The organism is Paenibacillus sp. O199, assembly GCF_001636635.1.
Lineage (GTDB): Bacteria > Bacillota > Bacilli > Paenibacillales > Paenibacillaceae > Paenibacillus > Paenibacillus marchantiae.
Map to the genome: position 1 here is coordinate 278,916 of NZ_LGRP01000002.1, position 23,749 is coordinate 302,664.

24 protein-coding genes are annotated in these 23,749 nt (G+C 45.1%); 16 read left to right on the plus strand and 8 right to left on the minus strand.

What is annotated here, in order from left to right; translation table 11 throughout:
* Positions 1-157 precede the first annotated feature (157 nt).
* The 4 genes from A6049_RS04490 to A6049_RS04505 all read left to right on the plus strand — a co-directional run bounded on the left by A6049_RS04490 (position 158) and on the right by A6049_RS04505 (position 3,905).
* A complete protein-coding gene (locus A6049_RS04490) occupies positions 158-865 on the plus strand; it encodes a response regulator transcription factor (RefSeq protein ID WP_063563457.1) in 708 nt (235 codons plus the stop codon).
* Positions 843-2,294: a sensor histidine kinase gene (locus A6049_RS04495; RefSeq protein ID WP_063563458.1), complete on the plus strand. Its 1,452-nt coding sequence runs from the start codon at positions 843-845 to the stop codon at positions 2,292-2,294. The genes A6049_RS04490 and A6049_RS04495 overlap by 23 nt, the downstream gene beginning before the upstream one ends.
* A gap of 99 nt (positions 2,295-2,393) precedes the next feature.
* Complete coding sequence (locus A6049_RS04500) at positions 2,394-3,473, plus strand: AI-2E family transporter (RefSeq protein ID WP_063563459.1); 1,080 nt, start codon at positions 2,394-2,396, stop codon at positions 3,471-3,473.
* Positions 3,474-3,506: 33 nt separating this feature from the next.
* On the plus strand, positions 3,507-3,905 hold the full coding sequence (locus A6049_RS04505) for an Asp23/Gls24 family envelope stress response protein (RefSeq protein ID WP_063563460.1): 399 nt from the start codon (positions 3,507-3,509) through the stop codon (positions 3,903-3,905).
* An 86-nt stretch (positions 3,906-3,991) separates the two neighbouring features.
* On the opposite strand, the gene A6049_RS04510 is transcribed toward A6049_RS04505, so the two are convergent.
* Complete coding sequence (locus A6049_RS04510; protein ID WP_063563461.1) at positions 3,992-4,837, minus strand: AraC family transcriptional regulator; 846 nt, start codon at positions 4,835-4,837, stop codon at positions 3,992-3,994.
* Between the two features lie 203 nt (positions 4,838-5,040).
* Here A6049_RS04510 and A6049_RS04515 point away from each other — a divergent pair, with 203 nt between their 5' ends.
* The 3 genes from A6049_RS04515 (at position 5,041) to A6049_RS04525 (ending at position 9,286) form a co-directional block, all read left to right on the plus strand.
* Positions 5,041-6,045, plus strand: a complete 1,005-nt coding sequence (locus A6049_RS04515) for an aldo/keto reductase (protein ID WP_063563462.1) — start codon at positions 5,041-5,043, stop codon at positions 6,043-6,045.
* A gap of 343 nt (positions 6,046-6,388) precedes the next feature.
* A complete protein-coding gene (locus A6049_RS04520; protein WP_240321313.1) occupies positions 6,389-7,930 on the plus strand; it encodes an acetate--CoA ligase in 1,542 nt (513 codons plus the stop codon).
* A gap of 111 nt (positions 7,931-8,041) precedes the next feature.
* Positions 8,042-9,286 (plus strand): aminopeptidase, encoded by a 1,245-nt coding sequence (locus tag A6049_RS04525; protein ID WP_063563464.1) that lies wholly within the window; start codon positions 8,042-8,044, stop codon positions 9,284-9,286.
* 94 nt (positions 9,287-9,380) lie between these two features.
* Here the strand turns inward: A6049_RS04525 and A6049_RS04530 are convergent, their stop codons facing one another.
* Positions 9,381-9,845, minus strand: a complete 465-nt coding sequence (locus A6049_RS04530; protein ID WP_063563465.1) for an AraC family transcriptional regulator — start codon at positions 9,843-9,845, stop codon at positions 9,381-9,383.
* 211 nt (positions 9,846-10,056) lie between these two features.
* On the minus strand, positions 10,057-10,689 hold the full coding sequence (locus tag A6049_RS04535; protein WP_063563466.1) for a nitroreductase family protein: 633 nt from the start codon (positions 10,687-10,689) through the stop codon (positions 10,057-10,059).
* Between the two features lie 130 nt (positions 10,690-10,819).
* On the opposite strand from A6049_RS04535, the gene A6049_RS04540 reads away from it, so the two are divergent.
* Positions 10,820-11,095 (plus strand): hypothetical protein, encoded by a 276-nt coding sequence (locus A6049_RS04540; protein ID WP_063563467.1) that lies wholly within the window; start codon positions 10,820-10,822, stop codon positions 11,093-11,095.
* Between the two features lie 255 nt (positions 11,096-11,350).
* Here A6049_RS04540 and A6049_RS04545 read toward each other — a convergent pair whose 3' ends face one another.
* Positions 11,351-11,965 (minus strand): TetR/AcrR family transcriptional regulator, encoded by a 615-nt coding sequence (locus tag A6049_RS04545; protein WP_240321306.1) that lies wholly within the window; start codon positions 11,963-11,965, stop codon positions 11,351-11,353.
* A 154-nt stretch (positions 11,966-12,119) separates the two neighbouring features.
* Here A6049_RS04545 and A6049_RS04550 point away from each other — a divergent pair, with 154 nt between their 5' ends.
* On the plus strand, positions 12,120-12,890 hold the full coding sequence (locus A6049_RS04550) for an alpha/beta fold hydrolase (RefSeq protein ID WP_063563469.1): 771 nt from the start codon (positions 12,120-12,122) through the stop codon (positions 12,888-12,890).
* Between the two features lie 210 nt (positions 12,891-13,100).
* Here the strand turns inward: A6049_RS04550 and A6049_RS04555 are convergent, their stop codons facing one another.
* A complete protein-coding gene (locus A6049_RS04555) occupies positions 13,101-13,877 on the minus strand; it encodes a M15 family metallopeptidase (RefSeq protein WP_063563470.1) in 777 nt (258 codons plus the stop codon).
* Positions 13,878-14,123: 246 nt separating this feature from the next.
* Positions 14,124-14,486 (minus strand): iron-sulfur cluster biosynthesis family protein, encoded by a 363-nt coding sequence (locus A6049_RS04560; protein ID WP_063563471.1) that lies wholly within the window; start codon positions 14,484-14,486, stop codon positions 14,124-14,126.
* A gap of 130 nt (positions 14,487-14,616) precedes the next feature.
* Here A6049_RS04560 and A6049_RS04565 point away from each other — a divergent pair, with 130 nt between their 5' ends.
* From A6049_RS04565 to A6049_RS04585, 5 genes are all read left to right on the plus strand, one after another.
* On the plus strand, positions 14,617-15,216 hold the full coding sequence (locus tag A6049_RS04565; RefSeq protein ID WP_176854319.1) for an NmrA family NAD(P)-binding protein: 600 nt from the start codon (positions 14,617-14,619) through the stop codon (positions 15,214-15,216).
* A 200-nt stretch (positions 15,217-15,416) separates the two neighbouring features.
* A complete protein-coding gene (locus tag A6049_RS04570) occupies positions 15,417-16,460 on the plus strand; it encodes an ABC transporter ATP-binding protein (RefSeq protein ID WP_063563472.1) in 1,044 nt (347 codons plus the stop codon).
* Entirely contained in the window at positions 16,453-17,967 is a 1,515-nt protein-coding gene (gene opuFB, locus A6049_RS04575; RefSeq protein ID WP_063563473.1) for an osmoprotectant update ABC transporter permease/substrate-binding subunit OpuFB, read from the plus strand. The genes A6049_RS04570 and opuFB overlap by 8 nt, the downstream gene beginning before the upstream one ends.
* A gap of 39 nt (positions 17,968-18,006) precedes the next feature.
* The gene (locus A6049_RS04580; RefSeq protein WP_063563474.1) at positions 18,007-19,350 is read left to right on the plus strand and encodes a dihydrolipoyl dehydrogenase family protein; all 1,344 of its coding nucleotides are present in this window, start codon (positions 18,007-18,009) and stop codon (positions 19,348-19,350) included.
* A 29-nt stretch (positions 19,351-19,379) separates the two neighbouring features.
* Positions 19,380-19,988 carry a DUF1349 domain-containing protein gene (locus A6049_RS04585; RefSeq protein ID WP_063563475.1) on the plus strand — a complete coding sequence of 203 codons (609 nt, stop codon included), beginning with the start codon at positions 19,380-19,382 and terminating at the stop codon, positions 19,986-19,988.
* A gap of 199 nt (positions 19,989-20,187) precedes the next feature.
* Here the strand turns inward: A6049_RS04585 and A6049_RS04590 are convergent, their stop codons facing one another.
* Positions 20,188-20,661, minus strand: a complete 474-nt coding sequence (locus A6049_RS04590; RefSeq protein WP_063563624.1) for an SET domain-containing protein — start codon at positions 20,659-20,661, stop codon at positions 20,188-20,190.
* 245 nt (positions 20,662-20,906) lie between these two features.
* On the opposite strand from A6049_RS04590, the gene A6049_RS04595 reads away from it, so the two are divergent.
* Positions 20,907-22,463: an ABC-F family ATP-binding cassette domain-containing protein gene (locus tag A6049_RS04595; protein ID WP_063563476.1), complete on the plus strand. Its 1,557-nt coding sequence runs from the start codon at positions 20,907-20,909 to the stop codon at positions 22,461-22,463.
* 89 nt (positions 22,464-22,552) lie between these two features.
* Here A6049_RS04595 and A6049_RS04600 read toward each other — a convergent pair whose 3' ends face one another.
* Positions 22,553-23,113 (minus strand): NAD(P)H oxidoreductase, encoded by a 561-nt coding sequence (locus A6049_RS04600; RefSeq protein ID WP_063563477.1) that lies wholly within the window; start codon positions 23,111-23,113, stop codon positions 22,553-22,555.
* A 177-nt stretch (positions 23,114-23,290) separates the two neighbouring features.
* Here A6049_RS04600 and A6049_RS04605 point away from each other — a divergent pair, with 177 nt between their 5' ends.
* Positions 23,291-23,680, plus strand: coding sequence for a winged helix-turn-helix transcriptional regulator (locus tag A6049_RS04605; RefSeq protein ID WP_063563478.1), 390 nt, complete (start codon positions 23,291-23,293; stop codon positions 23,678-23,680).
* Positions 23,681-23,749 lie beyond the last annotated feature (69 nt).

A 23,749-nucleotide genomic window follows, 5' to 3' on the forward strand; every position in this document is an offset into this window, starting at 1 on the left:
CTTTTTATTTAGGTTATCTTTAGAAATGGTTTAGATTGATTTAAGAGACGTAGTATATAGTAGTAACGTATAGACATATGAACAATAACAAATGGAATGTACGGATACGAATTCGAATGAAAACTGAATTTATTGAAATAGGAATGAGAGGATTCGCATGAGATACACACTATTAATTGCAGATGACGAACCCGAAATTGTGGAACTGCTTCAGCTGTACCTTGAGAAGGACTACAACATTGTGACAGCCGTTAATGGAGTAGAGGCGCTAGAGTGTATCCGTTCAACTCAGATTGATCTGGTCATACTGGATATTATGATGCCTGTAATGGATGGACTCCAGCTGATCAAACAAATCAGGTCCACACATCATATGCCCGTTCTGTTCCTGTCGGCCAAAAGCCAGGACCATGACAAAATCCTTGGACTCGGACTGGGTGCCGACGACTACATCTCCAAACCTTTCAATCCTTTGGAAATTGTCGCCAGAGTGGAAGCTTTGCTCAGAAGAGTCAATCAATTTGATGCACCTGACGTGCCTGCTGCTAAAGAGTTAAATCTTGTGCTGGGTGAGCTTAGGCTTGATCGATCCCAATGTATCCTTTTTCGCTCGGGTAAACCTGTGACATTGACCTCAACAGAGTACAAAATCGTGGAGCTTCTGCTTGAGCAGCCAGGCCGTGTCTTCACCCGTAAAAAAATATACGAAGCCGTCTGGGGAGATTATTACGCTCACGAGGACAGCACGATAATGGTACATATCAGTAACATTCGGGAAAAGATCGAGCGCGACTCCAGGCAACCGGAATATTTAAAAACGATAAGGGGACTGGGATACAAAATTGAAGCGCCCATGGAAAGCTAGAGAAAAGAGACTATTGCAAACGTCCCTGACACTGGACTTTTTGCTGTTCAACTTCTTTTTGTTGTTACTGGTAGCCATCGTGTACTTTATCATTAATCTGGATGTGGTTGATTTCCGCATTTCGGATCAGGTGGTGGATCCTGATCTGAATGTGGAGGCACATGTGTACGTGACAGAACTGGAGAACGAATGGTTGTCCGGTAGTTCCGATGAGACCAATAATACCGAAATTCAGCGTCTCAAGGACAGTGGGGGATGGATTGAAGTGCTGGATGCGGATCGCAGGGTCATTCGTTATATCGGGGACAAGCAGGATACGTTCACTCAGTACAGTGAAGCTGAGCTATATGCAGGACTCGAAAACCGAAATGAACAGCTTTACTATTACTCCATTAGTCCGCTTTCAACAGAGGGAGCTGCAAAGTACGTTTTGCTGAAGATTCCGCGTGACTTGGTCAGTGTACGAATTAATGATAATCAACTGATTACCAATTTGAAGCATCCGTTATCGTTCTACATTATGATCGGGATCGGATTGGTCTTGCTGCTGATATTTGTATACAGCTACTGGGTCGCCCGTCGAATCAAAAAACCGCTGAGTATTCTCTCTCTAGGTCTTACCCAGATGATCCAAGGGAATTATAGTACGCGCATGTCCATCTCGGCAGAGAGGGAATTTGTCCAGATTGGAGAAACCTTCAATTATATGGCGGACGTCATTGAGAATACATCTGCGGAGAAACGTTATGCCGAAGAGAGCAAACAGCGCTTAATTGTGGATCTGTCACATGATCTCAAGACCCCGATCACGAGTATTCAAGGATACGCCCAGGCTTTGGTGGAAGGGCGGGGGGAAGATAAGGACAGGCAGCAGCGATATCTGGGTTATATCTACAACAAGTCCGTTCAGGTTGCGCGCATGATTCAGAACATGCTGGAATTGCTCAAAGTAGATTCACCTGACTTCCGTATGCACATTCAGCAGCGGGAAATCGGAGAATTTGTACGTGAAATTATGGCCGACACATATGGTGAGATTGAGCAGAACCATTTTGGCCTGCATGTGCTCGTTCCTGATGAAGAGATCTATGCAAGGTATGATCCGGAACTGTTGTCCAGAGTGATTCAGAACCTGATTACAAACGCCTTGTCCTACAACCCGCGGGGGACGGAGCTGCGTGTGGAGTTAATCCCACTGGACAACCATGTGATTATCGAGGTTGCTGATACCGGTGTGGGTATCCCTCAAGAGTTGTGGGCAACCATCTTTGATCCATTTGTGCGAGGGGATGAGGCTCGTACGGGAACCGGGGGTACCGGGCTTGGACTAGCAATTGCGCGGCGGAACACCGAGAAAATGGGTGGACGATTAACACTTTCCCAGCGTGGACGAGAGACGACGGTGTTCACTATACAGATTCCGAAATAAAGAACCGACATAAAGGATAAGGTTGACATAAACATTTGTCATTCTGATCACCATTTGCAAAATGCTCATATAGAAAAGGTTAAGTGGAGGGGAAACTTTTTGTTCAAAGTAAATTCGTTTGTACGTTTCAGTATTGCACTGGCACTGATACTAATCAATATCTATCTGTTATCACGTGTCAGCTTTATTTTCCAACCGCTTGTTACCATGATTACGGTGATTACCGTGCCGATGATGTTGTCCGTATTCTTTTATTATCTGCTGCGGCCGCTCGTCAATTACATGGAAAAAAAGAAGCTGAATCGCACACTTAGCATTTTGTTGATCTATCTGGTGTTTGGTATACTGTTCGCCCTGTTTATTATAGGGTTATGGCCTTCACTACGCGAGCAGTTGATCAACCTGGTAGAAAACGCACCAAATTTAATCAATTCACTGAGTTTGCAGCTTAAAGAGCTCGAGCAGAACGGTGCCATTACGGCTTTGTTCCCGGAAGGGTCGACCCCGTTTTCGCAGATTACGGATTACATTAACAAAGGCTTCACCTTTGTAACGAACTATGTGAGTGGATTCTTCTCACTCATCTCAAGCTTTGCGATTGTTCTGTTTACCTTTCCGATCATCTTGTTCTACATGTTGAAGCAGGGAGAGAAATTCGGTCGTAAGCTGGTGCACATTGCACCTAAACGTTTCCAAAAAGACAGTCGTGATGTGGTACTTGAGATCGATCAGGCGTTAAGCGGCTTTATCGTGGGACGAGTTCTCGTGAATCTGGCTTTGGGCGTGCTGATGTATATCGGTTTCCTGATCATCGGTCTCCCGTATGCACTGCTGTTAACCGTGATTGCGGTCATTATGAACTTTGTTCCGTTTATCGGGGCGATTCTGTCCTCCGTTCCTATTGTCATTATGGGACTGGTGGTATCCCCTTCGGTTGCGATCTGGTCACTCATTATTATTCTGGTTGCACAGCAAATTCAGGATAATCTGGTTGCACCGTATGTATTCGGCAAAAAACTCGATATTCACCCGCTTACCACCATTATATTGGTGCTGGGTGCAGGGGATCTGGGCGGCATTATTGCCATTCTGATTATCATCCCTGTCTACATGATCGTTAAGATTATTTTGGTACGAATCTATCAGCTATTCTTCAAGGACAAATGGCAGAATGCTTAAACATTTATAAATGATATAGAAGGAGTGGAAATCATGTCTGAAATCATCCCACAACCATACACTGAACCTGAGTATATTGAGCCACAATCTGTTCAAATGGGCGCCATTCATATTTCCAACGATGTAGTATCCAAAATTGTTGGCATGGCCGCTCAGACTACAGAGGGAATATCCTCCATGTCTGTTGGTCTTACCGAAGGAATCGCAAAGAGTATCAGCGGAAAGAGCTTGCAAAAAGGGATTGACGTTGCGATAAAAGATGACCAAGCATCTATCCAACTGCGAATCAATGTTCAATTTGGCAAAAAGATGCATGAAGTCTGTCAGGAACTTCAACATAATGTGCAGCAAGCTGTCGAGCAATTAACAGGCATTATGGTGAATGAAATTAAAGTTCAAGTGGTAGGCGTGACCATGCAGGAGCATGCTTAAAGCAGAACGATTAAAACGAACAAATGGAATTCAGTCATAAGCAGGTAGTGATATCCTGTGTAAAAACACAAAACAGCACTTTCCCATTAGCTGCATAAATGGGAAGGTGCTGTTTTGTGTTTGCGATAATACGTAGGGGCTTCGCCCATAACTTTTTTGAACATTTTCGAGAAAAGCAGCTGGTCGGCATATCCAACGGAACGGGAGATATCCCCAATGGTCAAAGCCGGATCCAGCGTCAGCTCAGCCGCCCTGCGCATGCGGTAATTGACCAGATAAGACTGAATGCTGGTGCCCATCTTGTCTTTGAAGAGAGAACACAAGTAACTGCGCTGTAAGCCAACATGAGACGCAATGGACTGTACGGTTATGGTATTAGCATAATTAATCTCAATGAAATCCATCACCTGAGTGACATAGGTTTCTTTCGTATAGTCCTGGAGTGGAATAGGTCTGTCCTCACCGGCTCGATCAATCAAAATGGAGAAAAACTGAAAGAGTAATCCCGTCATGCTGATCTCCCACCCCTTATGGGTGTTGCGAGAGCTAATCATGCGGTGCAGACAGGAGCGCATCTCGTCATCGTCATTACCCATCTCAAAGATCGGATGGTGCTCAGACAGGCAGGCCTGCTGTAATAACGAAGGGCAGGTGCTTCCTTGGAAAGCAACCCAGCTATACTCCCACGGATCATCCTGATCTGCTTCATAATGAACGACAGAATGGGGCACGATGAGGAACCCCTGACCTTTGCGCAGCGTAACCTTTTTGCCTCCAACTTCGAAGGTACCTTTGCCGTCCAATATGTAATGGATTTTGTAATAATCCCGCATGGCCGGGCCGAAGTGGTGACCGGGTGCGCAAGCTTCTGTGCCGTAATGAAGGAGCTGCAGCTCCTGAAAGTGATTGTTTTTGCACATATACGTAATCAAGGCTATTCACTCCTGTTATGAGGTCGTTATACCTTGCATTTTAACATATAAAAGGTGAAAAGGAATCGTTTTATAAATGTCATTTGATGAAGATACCAATCATTTTTCCATATCGTTGTAGTGAAATGCCATATCGTTTTACATGGAAAGTGTCTAAGATGAAAGGGTATTCAATAACTTTTACAGGAAAAGAGAGATTAACGATGCCTTATACTGCGAGTGAACAACGATACAGTGAAATGAAATATGCCCGCTCTGGCAAAACCGGAATTAAACTGCCGCAAATAGCACTAGGCTTATGGCAGAACTTCGGTGGAAACCGCACCCTGGATATTCAGGAAGAGATGATCCTGCGCGCATTCGATCTGGGGATTAACCATTTCGACTTGGCCAACAACTATGGACCACCTCCAGGATCAGCCGAAGAGAATTTTGGTGTCATTCTCAAAAAACATCTGCGTCCTTACCGCGACGAACTGCTCATCTCAACCAAGGCAGGTTATCATATGTGGAACGGTCCATACGGCGAATGGGGTTCTCGCAAAAACCTGATTGCTAGTCTGGATCAAAGTCTGAGCCGGATGGGACTGGATTACGTAGATATTTTCTATCATCACCGTCCAGATCCGGAGACACCGCTCGAAGAAACGATGACTGCGCTGGATCATATCGTTAGACAGGGTAAAGCTCTGTATGTAGGCTTGTCCAACTATGATGCCGAACAGACGAAAGAAGCAGTTACTATTTTGCGTCGTCTCGGAACACCTTGTCTGGTTCACCAGCCAAACTATTCGATGCTGAATCGCTGGATTGAGGATGGATTGCAGGATGTGTTGGATGAGCACGGCGTAGGATCGATCGCATTCTGTCCGCTTGGCCGGGGACAGTTGACGAATAAATATGTGGACAAGATCAAGGAAGAGCGCGCTAATCCAACAGGCAATCTGAAAAAAGAAGCCTATACGGACGAACGGATCGCCAAGTTCGAAGCACTTCAGGCGGTTGCCGAACGTAGAGGTCAAACGATCTCCCAGTTGGCGCTGAACTGGATTTTGCGTAGTAACCGAGTTACCTCTGCCTTGATCGGCGCAAGCCGTGTGTCCCAGATCGAAGAAAACGTAGCCGCACTTCAGGCACCAGATCTGACGACAGAAGAGCTAAATGAAATCGAAAGCATCTTGGATGGCATCGGAAACTATGCTTGGTAGATTGTAACGCAGAGATCGACTTTGGAGATTCAGAGTCATGTCTACAATGATTAAATCAATCTATATTTTCTAGATATATTGGGATAACTAAGGTGTCTTCCTTTAGTCGGGAGGACACCTTTTTTGTCTTACTTATCTTCTTTATATGTAGAGATAGACCTTATAAAGCTTCGTCTTAATTGACCTGTGTTTATTTTTTTCTTAAACTATTTTATATCATAGCACCAGGTCCTAGGATTTAGGGTATAATATATAGATGCTATACATTTGAAATATGAAGGAGAGGCTCCATTTGAATTTTCAACAGTGGATTTCGCCTGAAACCTATAACCTGACATCCGAGATGGAGAATCACCCGTCGGATCGGGTTGCACTTAGATGGCTAAGCGATCATAAAGAATTGGAAGAGATCACTTATGGTGAGTTATTGAAGCAGGCAAATCGTCTTGCTGGAGGCTTGCGTGATCTTGGTTTGGAGAAGGGCGACCGGGTGCTGGTCATGGTACCACGCCGAATTATTGCCTATGTTATATACATTGCCTGCCTGAAACTGGGCATTGCTGTTATTCCTTCTTCCGAAATGCTGCGTGCGAAAGATCTGGAGTATCGTCTTCGGCATTCCGATGCCCGGGCTGTCATTGTCTGGTCTGAGACGACTGCTGAAGTTGAAAAGATAGATGCAGATCTGCCAGCATTGGCACACCGCATCGTTGCATCACCAAATGGTGATGATAGCGTACCTGGAGAAGGCTGGGTCAATGTACACCAGTTAATGCAAGGCCAATCTGATTCGATGGCTGCAGTAGAAACACATCGTGACGATATGGCTATTCTCGCTTATACCTCCGGTACGACTGGCAATCCAAAAGGCGTAGTACATAGTCATGGTTGGGGTTACGCCCATTTGCGGATCGCTTCATCGTTATGGCTGGATATTCAGCCTTCGGATACGGTATGGGCAACGGCAGCACCGGGATGGCAAAAATGGATCTGGAGTCCGTTCCTGTCTGTACTCGGAAGAGGAGCTACCGGACTGGTCTACAATGGATCATTCCAACCGAAACGTTATCTGGAACTGTTGCAGGAGCATCAGATCAACGTCTTGTGCTGTACGCCAACGGAATATCGGTTAATGGCCAAAGCAGATGATCTGGGTCACCATGATCTGTCCGCACTGCGCAGCGCCGTGTCTGCTGGTGAGCCGTTGAATCAGGAAGTAATTGAAATTTTCCAGCGTCACTTTGACCTGACGATTCGGGACGGATATGGACAAACCGAGAGCACGCTGCTGATCGGCAGTTTAAAAGAGGCTCCCGTACGAATCGGTTCTATGGGGCAGTCCATTACACCAGGCCTTATTGAGATCGTCAATGAAGAGGGACAACCTGTACCTGCTGGTGAAGTAGGAGATATTGCTGTGCATAAGGATATGCCAGCCTTGTTCCGTGCTTATTATCAGGATGAGGGACGGAAGGAAGCGAATCAGCGTGGGGATTATTTTGTAACAGGTGACCGCGCACGTAAAGACGAAGAAGGCTACTTCTGGTTTGAAGGTCGCAGTGACGATATCATCATCAGCTCAGGTTACACGATTGGACCGTTTGAGGTGGAAGAAGCGCTGATGAAACACGCCAGCGTGAAGGAATGTGCGGTCGTAGCAAGTCCTGATGAGATCCGTGGTAACGTAGTGAAAGCATTTGTAGTGCTGAGAGACGAGTCCCTCGCATCACCGGAACTTGCGCGTGAACTGCAAAAGCATGTGAAGGAATGGACAGCACCCTACAAATATCCACGCAAAATCGAGTTTGTAGCCGATCTGCCAAAAACAAACTCAGGTAAAATCCGCCGGATCGAGCTGCGTGAGCAGGAAAAACGCAAGGCTTAAATGAAAAACAGTGCTCGAAAGAACGATCCTTCACTGTAACGGCCACTGGGCAGATCTCAAATCATTGTGCAGCAATACTCGTTTAAATATGAAATAGGAGTGAACACAACCATGAGTAATTTTGAACAAACCTTCGAAAAATCGTTGGAACAATACGCAGAGCTGGTTGTCAAAATCGGCGTAAATATTCAGAAAGGCCAGGATCTGCTCGTAACGGCACCCATCGAAACATTGGAATTCACCCGTCTGATCGTGCAAAAAGCGTATGCGGCTGGCGCCAAGTATGTACAGGTTGATTTTGATGATGACGATATTACACGCAGTCGTTTTGAACATGGCTCTGATGACAGCTTCGATTATTACCCGGCCTGGAAGGCGGAAATGATGGAGAAGTTTGCAGAAACAGGCGGCGCTACGCTCACGATCAAAGTACCTGACCCTGAATTGTACAAAGGCATCAATTCCGACAACGTGTCGCGTGCAACCAAAGCGGCGGCTCATGCACGTCGCGGATATTCGAAATATACGCGTAACCACGAAATTAGCTGGTGTCTGATCAAAGCGCCAACCAAGGCGTGGGCGAACAAAGTGTTTGCCGACATTCCAGAGGAAGATCGCATTAACGTGATGTGGGAAACCATCTTCAAAATGAACCGTGTCGATGGCGGAGACGCTATTCAGAACTGGAAAAAACATCTGGACACCCTGAATGCCATGAGTGATTTGCTGAACAAGAAAAATTATAAAAGCCTGCACTACCGCGCACCCGGAACGGATTTGAAAATCGAACTGGTGAACAACCACATCTGGGGTGGCGGCGGTAGCGAAAACAAGCAAGGTGTGTATACCGTTGCGAACATGCCGACAGAAGAAGTATTTACCATGCCGAAGCGCAGTGGAGTCAACGGATTTGTCAGCAGCACGATGCCGCTGAACCTGAATGGACAACTTGTAGACCAGATGAGAATTACGTTTAAGGATGGACAGGTTGTTGCGTTTACAGCAGCTTCGGGTGAAGAGCATCTGAAAAACCTGTTTGCCACCGATGAAGGTGCACGTTATCTTGGCGAAGTTGCCCTCGTGCCGCATGATTCGCCAATCTCCAACTTGAATCGTATTTTCTATAATACCGGTATTGATGAGAATGCATCTTGCCATCTGGCCGTAGGAAGTGCATATCCATTCAATATGAAGGATGGTACGACGATGTCTAATGAGGAATTGCTGAAACATGAATGCAACGTCAGTCTGACCCATGTGGACTTTATGATCGGCTCCGCAGAACTCGACATTGATGGTGAATTGCAGGATGGAACGGTGGAACCTGTATTCCGCAAAGGGAACTGGGCATTTTAATTGGTGAAAACAAGGCAATAAGTTAGAAACAAAGGCGACTTCAACATTGAAGTCGCCTTCGTTCTTTTTGGCATCCTCAACAACTATGAATGATTTATAGCGGCTTAACGGGTACACATATTTCGCAAAAATCCAGAAGAAGCAGATCACCGGCATACCTTTCCAAGATGGGTTTGTTGTCCATGGTACAACCATTGCTCTGCAAATACGGGAAAATCTCGGTCCAGGCTTGCTGCACATCTTCTGCTGTGTGTTTGACTTTGCAAACCAGATATTGCCTGCCAGGAAGTTCAGCTTCTTCAAGTTGGGGAGTCGACTCATCCAGGCAGTAATCCTCTGATATGACAATACATGCATCATACCTGCATTGAGAGGGGAGGGTGGTTTCCGGGTTATCCTGCGGAATGCCGAACAAGATGGTCGAGCTTGTAAGCAGGCCTTGGGATCTTGCCCAGTTCTTTAATGTTTCCATCGCGTGACTGTTAGCAGGACCATACGGACCGACTTGTCGTACATAAGCAATTCGGGATGTTGTCAGGTTTTCGATGTGGAATTCCATTGGAGTTCATTCCTTTCGTTACGATTATGGGTTACATCTCGAATGCTATCATGGTATAAAAAAATATTCATATGTATTTTTGGGGAAAGAGAGATTGGTTTGACGTGCGATTTGTTTATTCTGGGGAAATAGGAAAGAGGCCGATGATCTGATCATCGACCTCTCTTTTGTAATGGAATCAGTGAAAAGTTACGGATGTCACATTCCCAAGTTATTCGGCATGCATTTTGTTGAAGCTTACATATTCGTTAATCGGTTTGCGGTATCCGCGCGGACGTTGTTTGGCTTCGGACTTTTTGCCGATTGTAATTAGCATGGCAGGTACATAATGGTCGGGAATATCCAAACTGCGTTGCAACTCTTCCGCGTCGAAGCCAATCATGGGGCAGGTGTCCCAACCACGATCCTGAGCGATAAGCATCAATTGCATCGCTGACAGGCTGGCATTACGAATTGCATCTTCCCTCTGGAAGAACCTTCCCCGCGTTTCGTAAAATTCGATGACACTCTGTGATTCTTGCTCGTATTGAAACGGAGTCATCGCACCAAGGTTCAGCAGGCCCTCATTGATTGTGCGGATGTGATGGTGTGCGTTGACATCGCCGAGGACAACAATGACCGCAGAGGCCGTTTTTACTTTATATTGCTGGGAAGCTTCATAGACTTTTTCTTTCTGAGCCGGGTCCGTCAGCACAAGATAGTGCGTATGCTGGAGGTTAAAGGCGGAAGGTGCGAATTTGTTCAAGGCAAACATCTCTTGCAATTCTGACTCTGGAATCTCAATTCCTTCTTCAAAAATAACGGCCGATCTACGGTTTTTGACCAGATTCTCCAATTCACTCATGGTAGTTTCCCTCGCTTATGTATGGTTTATAAACTGACTATAACACACTAAGTTACTTTATGTAAGTATTATTTTCGAATAAGACAAGATCTGCCTACCATACGATAAAATAAAACAGAAGAGGTGATTCATGAAAACATTCATCACTAGGTACAGAGCTGGAAAGTCGCGAAATGAATTTCAGGTATACGTCATCGAATCCTCCACGTTGAAACGTTTTTTGGTGGTGGAGATGGTATTGGGTACCCTCGCTTACAATGTTGCACTGTATCTGTTTCATAATGCACTTCTGGCTGGCGTTGGTTCCTGGGCCGGGACGGAGAGTGTGAAGAGGCTGCCAGTCGTTTTCAGAAAAATAGCAGGTCGGCAGGAAGGTTCAGGCATCATGAGCATGTTCTTTACTTAAGGAATAGACGGCTTATGGGCCCCTGGCTCTCTTTTTCAATTGCAAGGGACACCGGACACGTTATTTCCTAAAATGCTCCAAAAACGTTACATATGGCCTAAACCCCGTTATAACGTGTCTGAGGTTCCTTAGCATTTTGCAGGCGCTTCTTCAACCTCTCATACACGTCTCATCTTTTTTTTACACTCCATGTCTTCTGCTCCAACCCCGAACGAGGAGAGAGGAACGCCATTTTTATATAAGTCTGGAGGCCAGTCATCTCACCATTGTACCTCGCAAAAAAATTCCGACAATCTCCTTACCTAAATTTAAAGTGGAATCATGTTCTCTTAATGTATCTACCTTATTGCCGATGACCATCATTGTTGAGAAAGTTTGCGCGAGAAGCATGGAATTGTTGCTTCGAAGAAGGTTATTATCCATCGCATCTTTAAAATAATCAGCCAGCTCTACGTAAATTTTATTTTCCGCTGCTCTGATTTCCTCAATCTGTTTCTCACTCAAATATCTCTCCGCATCTTTGAGCAGAGTCTCAATCTCCGCATGAGGATTAGCTAACCTTGCTTCTGCCACATGTAGCAGTCCTGTTTCCAGATTGTCTGCTTCTCTTAATAATCGTGACGTAGCTTGGTGCACATGTTTAAACATGGTCGTAACCGCGATCTTAAAAAGTTCCGGTTTACTGGTGAAGTGATAATAAATGGATGGTTTAGACACATTGCAAGCTTTAGCGATTTGTTGGAGTGAAACAGGTTCGTAACCATGCTCCATAAAGAGTTTGGCGGCCGTTTGAAGAATTATTTCTTGTACGGGTAAATCATCTTCTGCTTGTTTGGGTCTTCCTGGTAAGCGTTGTGAATCTGTATTCATTTTCATCATTACCTCCGTGAATATTTTATGACAACTTATCCATTGAATAAGATTAGACTTGTAATTTTACTTACCGGTAAATATAATTTACTAGAACTGAAGCTACAATTCAATGATAACCTAATCCAAAATAATATTGAAAGAGGTTTTAACTTTGGCAAAAACAGAGAAAAAAAACAAATGGACTAAAATATTGATATGGGGAGTTTCCCTCATTGTAATTGTAATCATTGGCTTATTGGTATACCTCAATTCGATAACCTACAGTCCTTCCAATCAAGCAGAACTCGCATTTCAGAATGATAATCAGGTCATAGTAACAGAGATCAAAGACGGTTATAAATTTGAGCCACAAACCGGGAAAGTAATTGAACCGAATATTATTTTTTATCCTGGAGGTTTAGTAGAACCGGAAAGCTACTCACCATTTGCCAGAGAACTGGCTCAACGGGGACATCGCGTATATATTGCGGAAATGCCACTGAATCTAGCCATTTTCGGTCAAAATAAAGCGGACTCCTTTCTTGAAGAACACCCAGACGAATCATTTGTTATTGGGGGTCACTCTTTAGGAGGTTCATTTGCAGCGAGATATGCTTCGGAACACAGTGAGAAGCTTAAGGGTGTATTTTTCTTGGCTTCTTATGCGGATGAGGGCGGATCCATAAAAGACACTGATTTATCTGTTTTGCAAATTACAGGTACAGCAGATGGAGTTCTCAATAAAGAAGCTTGGGAAAGTGCCAAAACCAATCTACCTGCTGACACTTTGTATGTCAGTGTAGAAGGAGGGAACCATGGCCAATTTGGCTCCTATGGGAAGCAAAAAGGGGACAATGATCCAGCGATTGAGGAAGAGCAGCAATTAAAACAGGTCGTTGATGCTGTAGAGGAATGGAGCACAGAACTGAATAGTAAACCTTAAATCTGCTATGAATCGAACTTAACCTTTACATCAATGTGGTTGAGCTGATCCTTATCTTTTCGATTTGGAGAACGATTAAAATGTTGTAGATATAATGCAACAGGACGGCGCCCGAAATCGGGCCCCGTCCTGTTAGTTGTATCTGTAATTTACATACGATAGTCATATGAGAGTGGAATGAATACCTTTTGTCATCAGATTTCTACTGTTTTATTTGGCGCGCTCCAGGTACTGTTCAAGTGTAAGGTTCTGACTCGTAATTTCACCCGCAATATACACGCCAACATAACGCACATGCCATGGCTCATAAGAATAGCCTGTCAGTTTCTCCTGATCTTTGCCATAACGAATGATAAATCCGTATTTATGTGCATTGGCTTTCAGCCATTTGCCTTCCTTGGTGTTTCCAAAGCTTTGTTGCAAATCATATCCCGCTGATGCACTGGAGATATCCATCGCAAGACCCGTCTGATGTTCACTTTGTCCAGGACGAGCACTGGTTTTATTCGCAACGGCTTCGCCTTTGATACTTGCATTACGGTCAAAAATGGATTTTTGGGTAGCATAAGAGCGATAACCGGACACGGCTTTGATATCAATGCCGTCTTTTTTTGCTGCTGCGAACAAGTTCTCAATTGCTGTGGCAGCTACTTTACGCATTTGCTTTTTCGGACTGGAGCCGGAGAAGCTAAATGGGATGTTAGGAACAACCAGATCCTGAGGGGCATAGGTTGAAGGCAGGTTTCTCTTTTTATTCACTAGCACAACCGTGCTTGATAGATTTGTTACCGTTGCCAGGCCACTGCTGCTCGTTTTGATTGTGCGTCCAGGTGCATTATCGTGCAGGAATTGAGTGAAGCTGGAGCTGGCAGCAGATGCGACCGGATTCAGTTCCTTAGTGAAGGGCAGCGTTTTGAATGCTGAGCCTGCTACGACAGAACCTATAAGTATCGTGGATACGATGGATTTACGTGTAAAAGATTTCATGATGTGTGTTCCTCCTCGGGTTATATCAATCTCGTTCTTTGGTATATACCGAGTATACTAGAGGATTATATCCATAGGTTCTCCAATTGTTTCCGAGTTGTAAACAAAGTTTGCGAGATTCATAGCTTTTAATTGTCTGACGAGAAAAAGAGCATACAAAAAGACTCTGCACCTTTTGTGCAAAGTCTTTCTGTATACATAGATAGGCGAATCAAATGCTCATTATTTCAGCCACAAACTTTTGAATTACAGCTCGCATGAAACAGAATTGCCGGAGCTTCCAGCAGCCACAGCGCGAGCATCCCGAACACGGACATTGCTGCTGAGTAAACCGGAATCACTGCTTAGTTTGAAGGAAGGATAGTTGAGTTCCGTGTCCAGCTTCATGTGCTGCTCCAGGTTTAACTGTTGTTTCGGATCGACATAGAATGGCACCAGATTGGTTTCAATTTGTACATCTAGAGCTTCGGGTTCATCCACGATAAGTATGGCGATAATTCCGTTACAGCCACAACCTTCCATGTCATAGATCACTTTGAAATAACCGGGCTGATCATTCAGGCTTTCAGTTAATCGCGCAGCAGCCAAATCTGTAATTTGAATATGCATATCGCTACACTCCTTTATATGTTGGCACGATTGTAATGGTAGATGGATTAATTCAACTTCTAATGTCATTATACCACTTTGGCAAAAATCAAAGCATGTATTTTCTTGACTGATCAGTCTGGAAGCCATAATGATTCCGTTCATCAAGGAAGCGTTATGGAGCGGCGTTAAACGATTCGTCTTGCTTGGCAGTGCTTCCGTTGATGAAGACGGACCTATATTTGGCAAAGTACATCAAAGCTTGAAGGAGCTTGCTCCTGAGTGGACTGTACTACAGCCTTCCTATTTTATGGAGAACTTTACAGAGGGACCGCATCGGGAGACGATGAAGCAGTTGGGTAAAATCTACAGTGCTGCTGGTGATGGTAAAATTGGTTTTGTCAGCGCAGATGACATCGCAGCAGTTGCCTTCTTTGCTCTGACAGATGTTGTCCCCCATAATACAGCTCATATCATTACGGGGCCAGAGACATTGTCTTATGGGCAAGTTGCGGACATCATTAGTCGTTTATTGGATCAGCGTATTCAGCATGAATCATTGTCGGATGCAGAACTGAGAAATAGCCTGATTCAGGCGGGAATGTCAGAAGATTACGCCACGGCTCTGGCAGGGCTGGATGTATTCATCCGTGAGGAAGGAAGAGAAGATCAAACGACGGAGACGGTATTGAAAGTCACAGGGCAAAGCCCGGTTTCTCTGGAGCAATTTATTAGGCAGCATATGCATTAAGGGAAATGATATAAGAATTATTATAAAAATATTGGAAGCAAATTCTGCTGAATAACAAGAAGACGGTGCCGGAACGCCCGTCTTTTTTGCTGATTGTTCAACCTTTAACAATACCCCAATCCAGCATGGTGATTATACGTGTACGCTTTTGGGGAAATAGATGAGAATGAATGTTTGATAAAAAGGAGAGAAGAGAACGGATGATTCAGTTCGAAAATGTATCCAAGCAATACCCTGATGGAACCCATGCTCTGCGTCAGGTTAATCTCAACATTAACAAGGGAGAGCTGTTCGTCATGATTGGTCCGAGCGGTTGCGGCAAAACCACAATGCTCAAAATGATCAATCGTCTGATCGAGCGGACAGATGGGACCGTACGAATTAATGAACGACCTATCGATGAATATAACATTCATGAATTGCGGTGGAATATCGGATATGTGCTACAACAGATTGCGTTGTTCCCACATATGACGATTGCCGAAAATATTGCGGTTGTTCCTGAACTCCGAAAGTGGAAGTCAGAGCAAATCAAGGATCGCGTACATACTTTGCTGGACATGGTCGGACTGAAAGGTACCACATACAGTGATCGCAAGCCTGCTGAGCTATCTGGTGGACAACAACAGAGAATCGGTGTATTGCGCGCACTCGCTGCCGATCCCGAAATTGTACTGATGGATGAACCTTTCAGTGCACTTGACCCGATGAGCCGCGAGAAATTGCAAGACGATATTCTGGATATTCAGCGTCAGATGAAGAAGACGATTGTATTTGTTACCCATGATATTCAGGAAGCGATGAAGCTGGGTGATCGTATCTGCATCATGAAGGATGGGCAAGTGTTACAGGTAGGCACCCCGGAAGAACTAATCCAGCAGCCAGCGAATGAATTTGTACGTGACTTTGTTGGCGGTTCTGGTTCGGATAGGAGTTCACAGCCTGTATCTGATGGGGACGACCCAATGTATGAATTAAGAGCGGGCTCCGGCGAACAAGAACGACTGACTTCAATATTTGATCTTGAATCGATCATGTCCCCGCTCTCACCCGGGCATGTGCCGAAGTCAGCCAAAACGGCTGTTCCCGTATCGATTACGCTGCCGGATTTTGTGGAAATCATGGCTTCTCATGATCATTTACTGGTCGAGAAAGACCACCAGATTATAGGACAGGTGAGTCGAGCCGATCTGATCCGGTACTGGTCCGGACAGTTGCAGGAACGGGGTGAAGCACATGAGTAGATTTACGGAAGTGTTCAGCGAGCGGAAAGGACAGTTGTTGTCTGCCCTCCTTGAGCATATTCAGATCTCATTTATCGCATTGTTCTTTGCCGTTCTGATCGCTATCCCGCTTGGCATTTATCTGACACGCAAGCCAAGTGTGGCTGAGCCGATTATTGGGGTAACAGCCGTACTGCAAACGATCCCGTCTCTGGCCCTACTGGGATTGCTCATTCCTTTATTCGGCATCGGTACATTTCCTGCGATTATTGCCCTTGTAGTGTATGCCCTGCTTCCGGTACTCCGCAACACGTATACGGGTATATCGGAAGTCGATCCTTCCATGGTCGAGGCAGCGAATGCGATGGGCATGAACAGTCGTCAACGTCTCACCAAAGTGGAGCTGCCACTCGCGATGCCTGTCATTATGGCAGGCATTCGTACCGCAATGGTTCTGATTGTAGGTACAGCAACGCTTGCAGCCCTGATTGGTGCAGGGGGTCTGGGTGAACTCATTTTGCTAGGTATTGATCGAAATGATACGGCATTGATTATTCTGGGGGCCATCCCAGCCGCATTGCTTGCCATTTTGTTTGATGTGCTGCTCCGCCAGTTCCAACGTTTATCATTCAAGAAAACGCTGGTCACTCTCGGAACACTCGCTCTGGTGGCCGTTCTGGTAATTACAATTCCTTGGCTCTCCCGTGGAGGGCAAAAAGATCTGATTATTGCTGGCAAGCTGGGTGCCGAACCAGAGATTCTGATTAATATGTACAAATTGCTCATTGAAAAAGATACCGATCTCAAGGTTGAATTGAAACCAGGATTGGGGAAAACCACATTTCTGTTCAATGCACTGAAATCAGGTGATATTGATATTTATCCAGAATTTACGGGTACCGCCATATCGGAATTTATGAAGGAAACCGCAGTTAGCACTGATCGTAAAGAAGTTTATGAACAGGCAAGAGACGGGATGTTGAGCCAATTCGATATGGTTCTTCTGAACCCGATGGATTACAACAATACGTATACGTTGGCTGTGCCTCAGAAGGTTGCGGATCAGTATAATCTGAAGACGATATCAGATCTCAAGTCGGTACAGCAGCAGATCAAGGCAGGATTCACACTGGAATTCTCTGATCGGGAAGACGGATATGTTGGTATTCAGAAGAAGTATGGCATCAAATTCCCGAACGTGGCCACAATGGAACCGAAACTGCGTTATGCAGCCGTGCAGCGCGGAGATATCAATTTGCTGGATGCTTACTCCACAGACAGTGAACTGAGACAGTATAAACTCGTTGTGTTGGAGGATGATCAGGAATTGTTCCCGCCATATCAGGGGGCGCCGATGCTCCGCAAAGAAACGGCAGACCAATATCCGCAGCTTGTGGAGGTACTGAATCAACTTGCAGGTCGGATCAAGGACGATGAGATGCGTCAAATGAATTACGAAGTGAACGTTAATGGAGCGATTCCAGAGCAAGTGGCAACGGATTATCTGCAAAAAGCAGGGTTACTGTAGCTTGATATTTACGGTTATACATGAAGAGGAGGAACTAACATGACACAAACTTATGATCTGATCGCGATTGGAACCGGGAGCGCTGCAAGCTCTGTTATATCCCGCTGCGCCGAAGCCGGTTGGAAAATTGCCGTGATTGATGAACGAGAGTTTGGCGGAACCTGTGCATTAAGGGGCTGTGATCCCAAGAAAGTACTTGCAGGAGCGGCTGAACTGATCGACTGGAATGAACGAATGAAGGGCAAAGGAGTGGAAGGTAACGCTTCTATTCAGTGGTCGGAACTTATGGCGTTCAAGCGAACATTTACGGAGAGTATTCCGAGAGCAAGTGAGGATAAGTTCAAGCAGGCCGGTATGCATACGTTCCATGGCAAGGCTTCTTTTGTTGACGAAGATCATATTCGTGTAGGGGACGAAGTTCTACACGGGAAACATATTCTCATCGCAACAGGAGCGCGTCCAGCACCACTTTCTATTGATGGTGTAGAGCATCTGAAATACAGCGATGATTTTCTTGATCTGGAACAGCTGCCGGATAAATTGGTTCTGGTAGGTGGAGGTTACATTGCTTTTGAATTTGCACATATTGCGGCGAGAGCTGGTACGGAAGTCCATATTATTCATCGAGGTGAACAGCCGCTGGAACAGTTTGATTCGGAACTGGTGGACCTGCTGCTGCAAAAATCCGAAGAAGTAGGCATTCACGTACACTTGAATGCGGAAGTGAAGGCAATTCGTCAGCAGGGAAACACATATGTGGTCAGTGGAACCCGCAATGGGGCTGATCATCAATGGCAGTGTGGACTTGTCGTTCACGGAGCAGGGCGTATTCCGAATGTAGAGGGTCTTGAACTGAAGAAGGGAAATGTCAGCTATACGAAAAAAGGCATCTCCGTTAATGAGTACTTGCAGAGCGAAAGCAATCCAAGAGTCTACGCGGCCGGCGATGTTACCGCAACGGAAGGAATTCCGTTGACTCCGCTCGCAGGCCAGGAATCACGCGCAGTATCCTTGAATCTGCTTGAAGGCAATCATAACAAACCTAATTATAAAGTAATGCCCTCCATTGTATTTACCGTGCCATCCATGGGTTCTGTAGGCCTTAATGTGGAGCAGGCCAAGAAAGAGGGCTATGAGGTGAAGGTAAATGACATGTCGAAATGGTATACTTATAAACGTACGAATGAAAAATATGCCATGGCCAAAGTTGTAATCGACAAGTCAACAGGACGTATCTTGGGTGCCCATGTATTGGGTGGCAAAACAGAAGAACTGATTAACCTGTTCGCCATGGCAATTCAGTTCGATTTGACGACCGATCAGCTAAACACCATGAATTTTGCATATCCTACAGCCGCATCGGATATAGGCTCTTTATTTTAATGTGATGGTGTGGAAGGAAGGGAAGAATTATGTCAGTTCATTTTCATCGGATTCAAGAAGCCGAGTGGACAACCGAACCGGTTCAGGCGCGAACGGAAGGTGACCGTCTAATTGTGGAGGCACAGGAGGGCAGTGACTTTTGGGAGAAGACCTTCTATGGTTTCTGCCATCATAATGGACATGCCATGCTTGCTCCATGGGATGGAACCAAGGCAATCGAAGTATCATTTGATCTGAGTTCATTCACGGAATTATATGATCAGGCAGGGTTAATGCTCTGGCATGGACAGGATCAATGGATCAAGGCTGGGGTTGAAGTAAATGACGGCGTGGCTCATGTAGGAGCGGTCGTAACGGATCGGTTTTCCGATTGGTCGCTCTCACCTGTACCGGAATGGGGTGGACGCATCGTTACCATTCGGGCGTCATACCATGACGAAGCCGTAGTTAGTCGTGCCCGCACGGATGAGCATCCTTGGCGTACCATTCGGGTCGCGAGGTTTGCCTATCCGACGAACAAGCAAGCAGGACCGTTTCTCTGTTCTCCGAAGCGTGCCGGGTTCGAGGTTGCGTTTACCAAATGGAAATTGACTGAACCGGATCAGGATCTGCACACAGACCCTCCCATTGCCGATTAAGATTGTGTGGTTGGGAAATGTGACTTTATCGCAACAAACGAAAACAAGCAAGTCTTCCTTGGTGGAGGACTTGCTTGTTTTCGTTTGAATTAGGCAGCACCATGAGGTTAATTTATCAAGCCTTCAACGATTATGGTGAGGCTTATTTGAATTTTTTTCACATGAAGTTGCAATACTGTTGTCGTTTATCTTCAAGGTCTTATTTGCTTGAGTCCGTATCCTTGGAGTCAGATTCGATGCCATCAGCATCCTCTGCACCATCACTTACTTCGTTCAACTCACGCATACGTTCTTCGTAATCATCCAGAAACCATAATGGGTCCATGTTATCTTCCTCGCCATTATAATTAATCAATACTTCTTCGCCGGCTTTGATATCTGTATAAGCATAGAAGTCAAAAGTGTGGTTTTCAAAGTTGATATCATAGGTGGCGTTAGGCTCGTAGGAATGGTTGATCAAACTGCCATAGCCCAGCAGGATAGCCGTATGATTGGCTCCGTATTCGAATACGTAATCTTCGAGAATTGTTTTCTCAACATGTTCGTGGTCTTCATTTGGATAAGGGACAACTGGAGCCTGATGGATCAGCTGGCCTTTTGGAATGTCTACGGTTGCAAATACGCCGCGGTTAAATTCGCCATTACCCAATTTGGATTGTTTCACTTCAATCATGATTTTCACCTGATGCTCTCCAAGAGAGCTCCATTCTTATAGTAGTAAGTCGTTTAAGGAAAAATTTTAACTCATCCATACCTATAAGGCAAATGCCATTGATATCAGTTTGAGTGGATCAGGGGTCAAAACGAAGGACATTTCATCGAAAAATGGTGCTAAATTTACAATAGGGCGTTGAGTTGTACATGATATAACGCTTATAATATACAAAGAATTAAGTCTATATAGAAAAGGTGTCATGAATGAGCATATTAAATGTCGAAAAATTAAGTCACGGTTTTGGTGACCGTGCTATCTTTAACAACGTTTCTTTCCGCCTCCTGAAAGGCGAACATATTGGTCTGATCGGGGCCAATGGTGAGGGGAAATCTACCTTCATGAACATTATTACTGGCAAACTCCAGCCAGATGAAGGTAAAGTGGAGTGGTCCAAACGTATGCGTGTCGGATATTTGGATCAGCACGCTGTGCTCAGCAAGGGACAATCCATTCGTGATGTCCTTCGTGGAGCATTCCAGTATTTGTTTGACATGGAACAAGAAATGAATGATATGTATGGCAAGATGGGCGATGTAACTCCGGAGGAATTAGAACAGCTGCTGGAGGATGTAGGTACGATTCAGGATACGCTGACCAACCAGGATTTTTACATGATCGATGCCAAAGTCGACGAGACAGCACGCGGTCTGGGTCTGACCGATATCGGTCTGGATAAGGATGTTAACGACCTTAGTGGTGGACAACGTACTAAAGTATTGCTCGCCAAGTTGCTGCTAGAAAAACCGGATATTCTGCTCCTGGATGAGCCTACGAACTACCTGGATGAATTGCATATCGAATGGCTGAAACGCTATTTGCAGGAATATGAGAATGCTTTTATTCTGATCTCGCATGATATCCCGTTCCTGAACAGTGTAATTAACTTGATCTATCACATGGAAAATCAGGATCTCACCCGTTATGTGGGCGATTATAGTCATTTCCAGGAAGTCCATGAGATGAAAAAACAGCAACTGGAGTCGGCGTATAAGCGTCAACAACAGGAAATTGCTGATCTCAAGGATTTTGTGGCCCGTAATAAGGCAAGTGTGGCTACACGCAACATGGCGATGTCCAGACAGAAGAAATTGGACAAGATGGATGTCATCGAAATCGCCAAGGAAAAACCGAAACCACAGTTTAACTTCCGTGATGCAAGAACGTCCGGTAAGCTCATTTTCGAAACAAAAGGCCTTGTCATTGGATACAATGAGCCGTTGTCGAGACCACTGGACCTGCGTATGGAGCGTGGTCAGAAGATCGCTCTCGTTGGTGCGAATGGTATCGGTAAAACAACCCTGATGCGCAGCATTCTGGGTGAGATTCCAGCTTTGGAAGGAACCGTTCAGCGCGGTGAACATCTGGAGATTGGATATTTCCAACAAGAGATGAAGGATGCCAACTACAATACCTGTATCGAAGAGATCTGGCAGGAGTTTCCTTCCTATACCCAATTTGAAGTGCGTGCTGCACTCGCAAAATGCGGACTGACTACCAAGCATATTGAGAGCAAGGTTGCGGTACTGAGCGGTGGCGAGAAAGCCAAAGTTCGTCTCTGCAAACTGATCAATAACGAAACAAATCTGCTCGTACTCGATGAGCCGACGAACCATTTGGACGTTGATGCGAAGGAAGAGTTGAAACGCGCACTCAAAGCATACAAAGGCAGCATTCTGCTGATCTCTCACGAACCTGAATTCTATCGTGATGTGGTTACGGAGACATGGAATTGTGAGTCGTGGACAACGAAGGTATTTTAATTTTAGTGCCTGCACTAGAAGAAACATGAACAAGCATACAGAAGACAGCGCCAAGGTTAAATGGACGCTGTCTTTTTGCGTTGCAGAGGTTACTTGTAATGTCTGCCGATTTGATACGCTTGCTCCAGCAAGCCTTCAATATGCGTTTTGGATTCGGATATAGTTTCATAGAGAAACTCGACTCGGGATTCCTGCAATCCTGCATAACCCGCGATCCCATTATTCAAATAATTCGAAATCATGTTGTAATAATCGTACTTATGGAATGAAGCCTCCGTTCCTCCAGCTAGTGCAATCCAGAGTGCCTTTTTGGAGTTTGCCTTGTTCAGCAGCCCCATGTTCCATACCTTGTCCAGATAAGCTTTGAGCATGGAAGGAACGTTGTACCACCATACCGGGAAAATAAATACAATGGCATCAGCCGCGAGCACGCGATCCAGCTCTTTGCGAATCACAGGGGCATGCTGCTTATCGGGATTTTGCCAATCTCGCTCATCTTCTACGCTATATAACGGATCGAATCCATCATGATACAGATCAAGGATATCAATTTCATGGTGATTCTCCTTCAGACCTTCTATAAAACGATTCATCACGGCAAATGTTAGAGAATCCTGTCTTGGGTGAGTAACGACCAGTTTAATTTTCATGTATGAGTGACCATCCTTTTTCCTTCATTTTTTGGTTTAACGTTCTGACCAATGTTATTATAAGTTTCATGACATCTTATTGAGAAGTACGCACCTTCGAGTGCTGTAGATACTTTGAGGTTCTTCGGTTACTTTTAATAATGGGTATACATATATGTGATTTAAGGGGGATTCCCAGTGGAACAGGAACTGAAAAGATATGAAAGTGGTGTGCAGGCAATGCTGGAACTCGTCGGAGGAAAATGGAGGATTCTTATTCTGCATCAACTGATAACAGGTAAAAAACGAACAAGCGAACTTCGCAGAGCTATCCCTGGCATTACTCAGAAGGTCCTTACCCAGCAGCTGCGTGATCTTGAAAAGAATGAAATCATCCATCGAATTATTCATCCCCAGATTCCGCCCAAGGTAGAGTATGAGCTGACCGAGTATGGCTTGACACTGCAGGCAATCATCGACCGCATCTGTATGTGGGGAGAGAATCATCTGGACAGAGTATATGGAGATAAAAACAAAGTGCTGGATAATCATTTTAGCGAATATATTCCGCTTTCGACTTTGAACTAAACTGCTCTCAGATTTAAAAAACAACAAAAACCTTCCTGAATCGAGGAGGAGGGTATTTGTTGTTTTTTT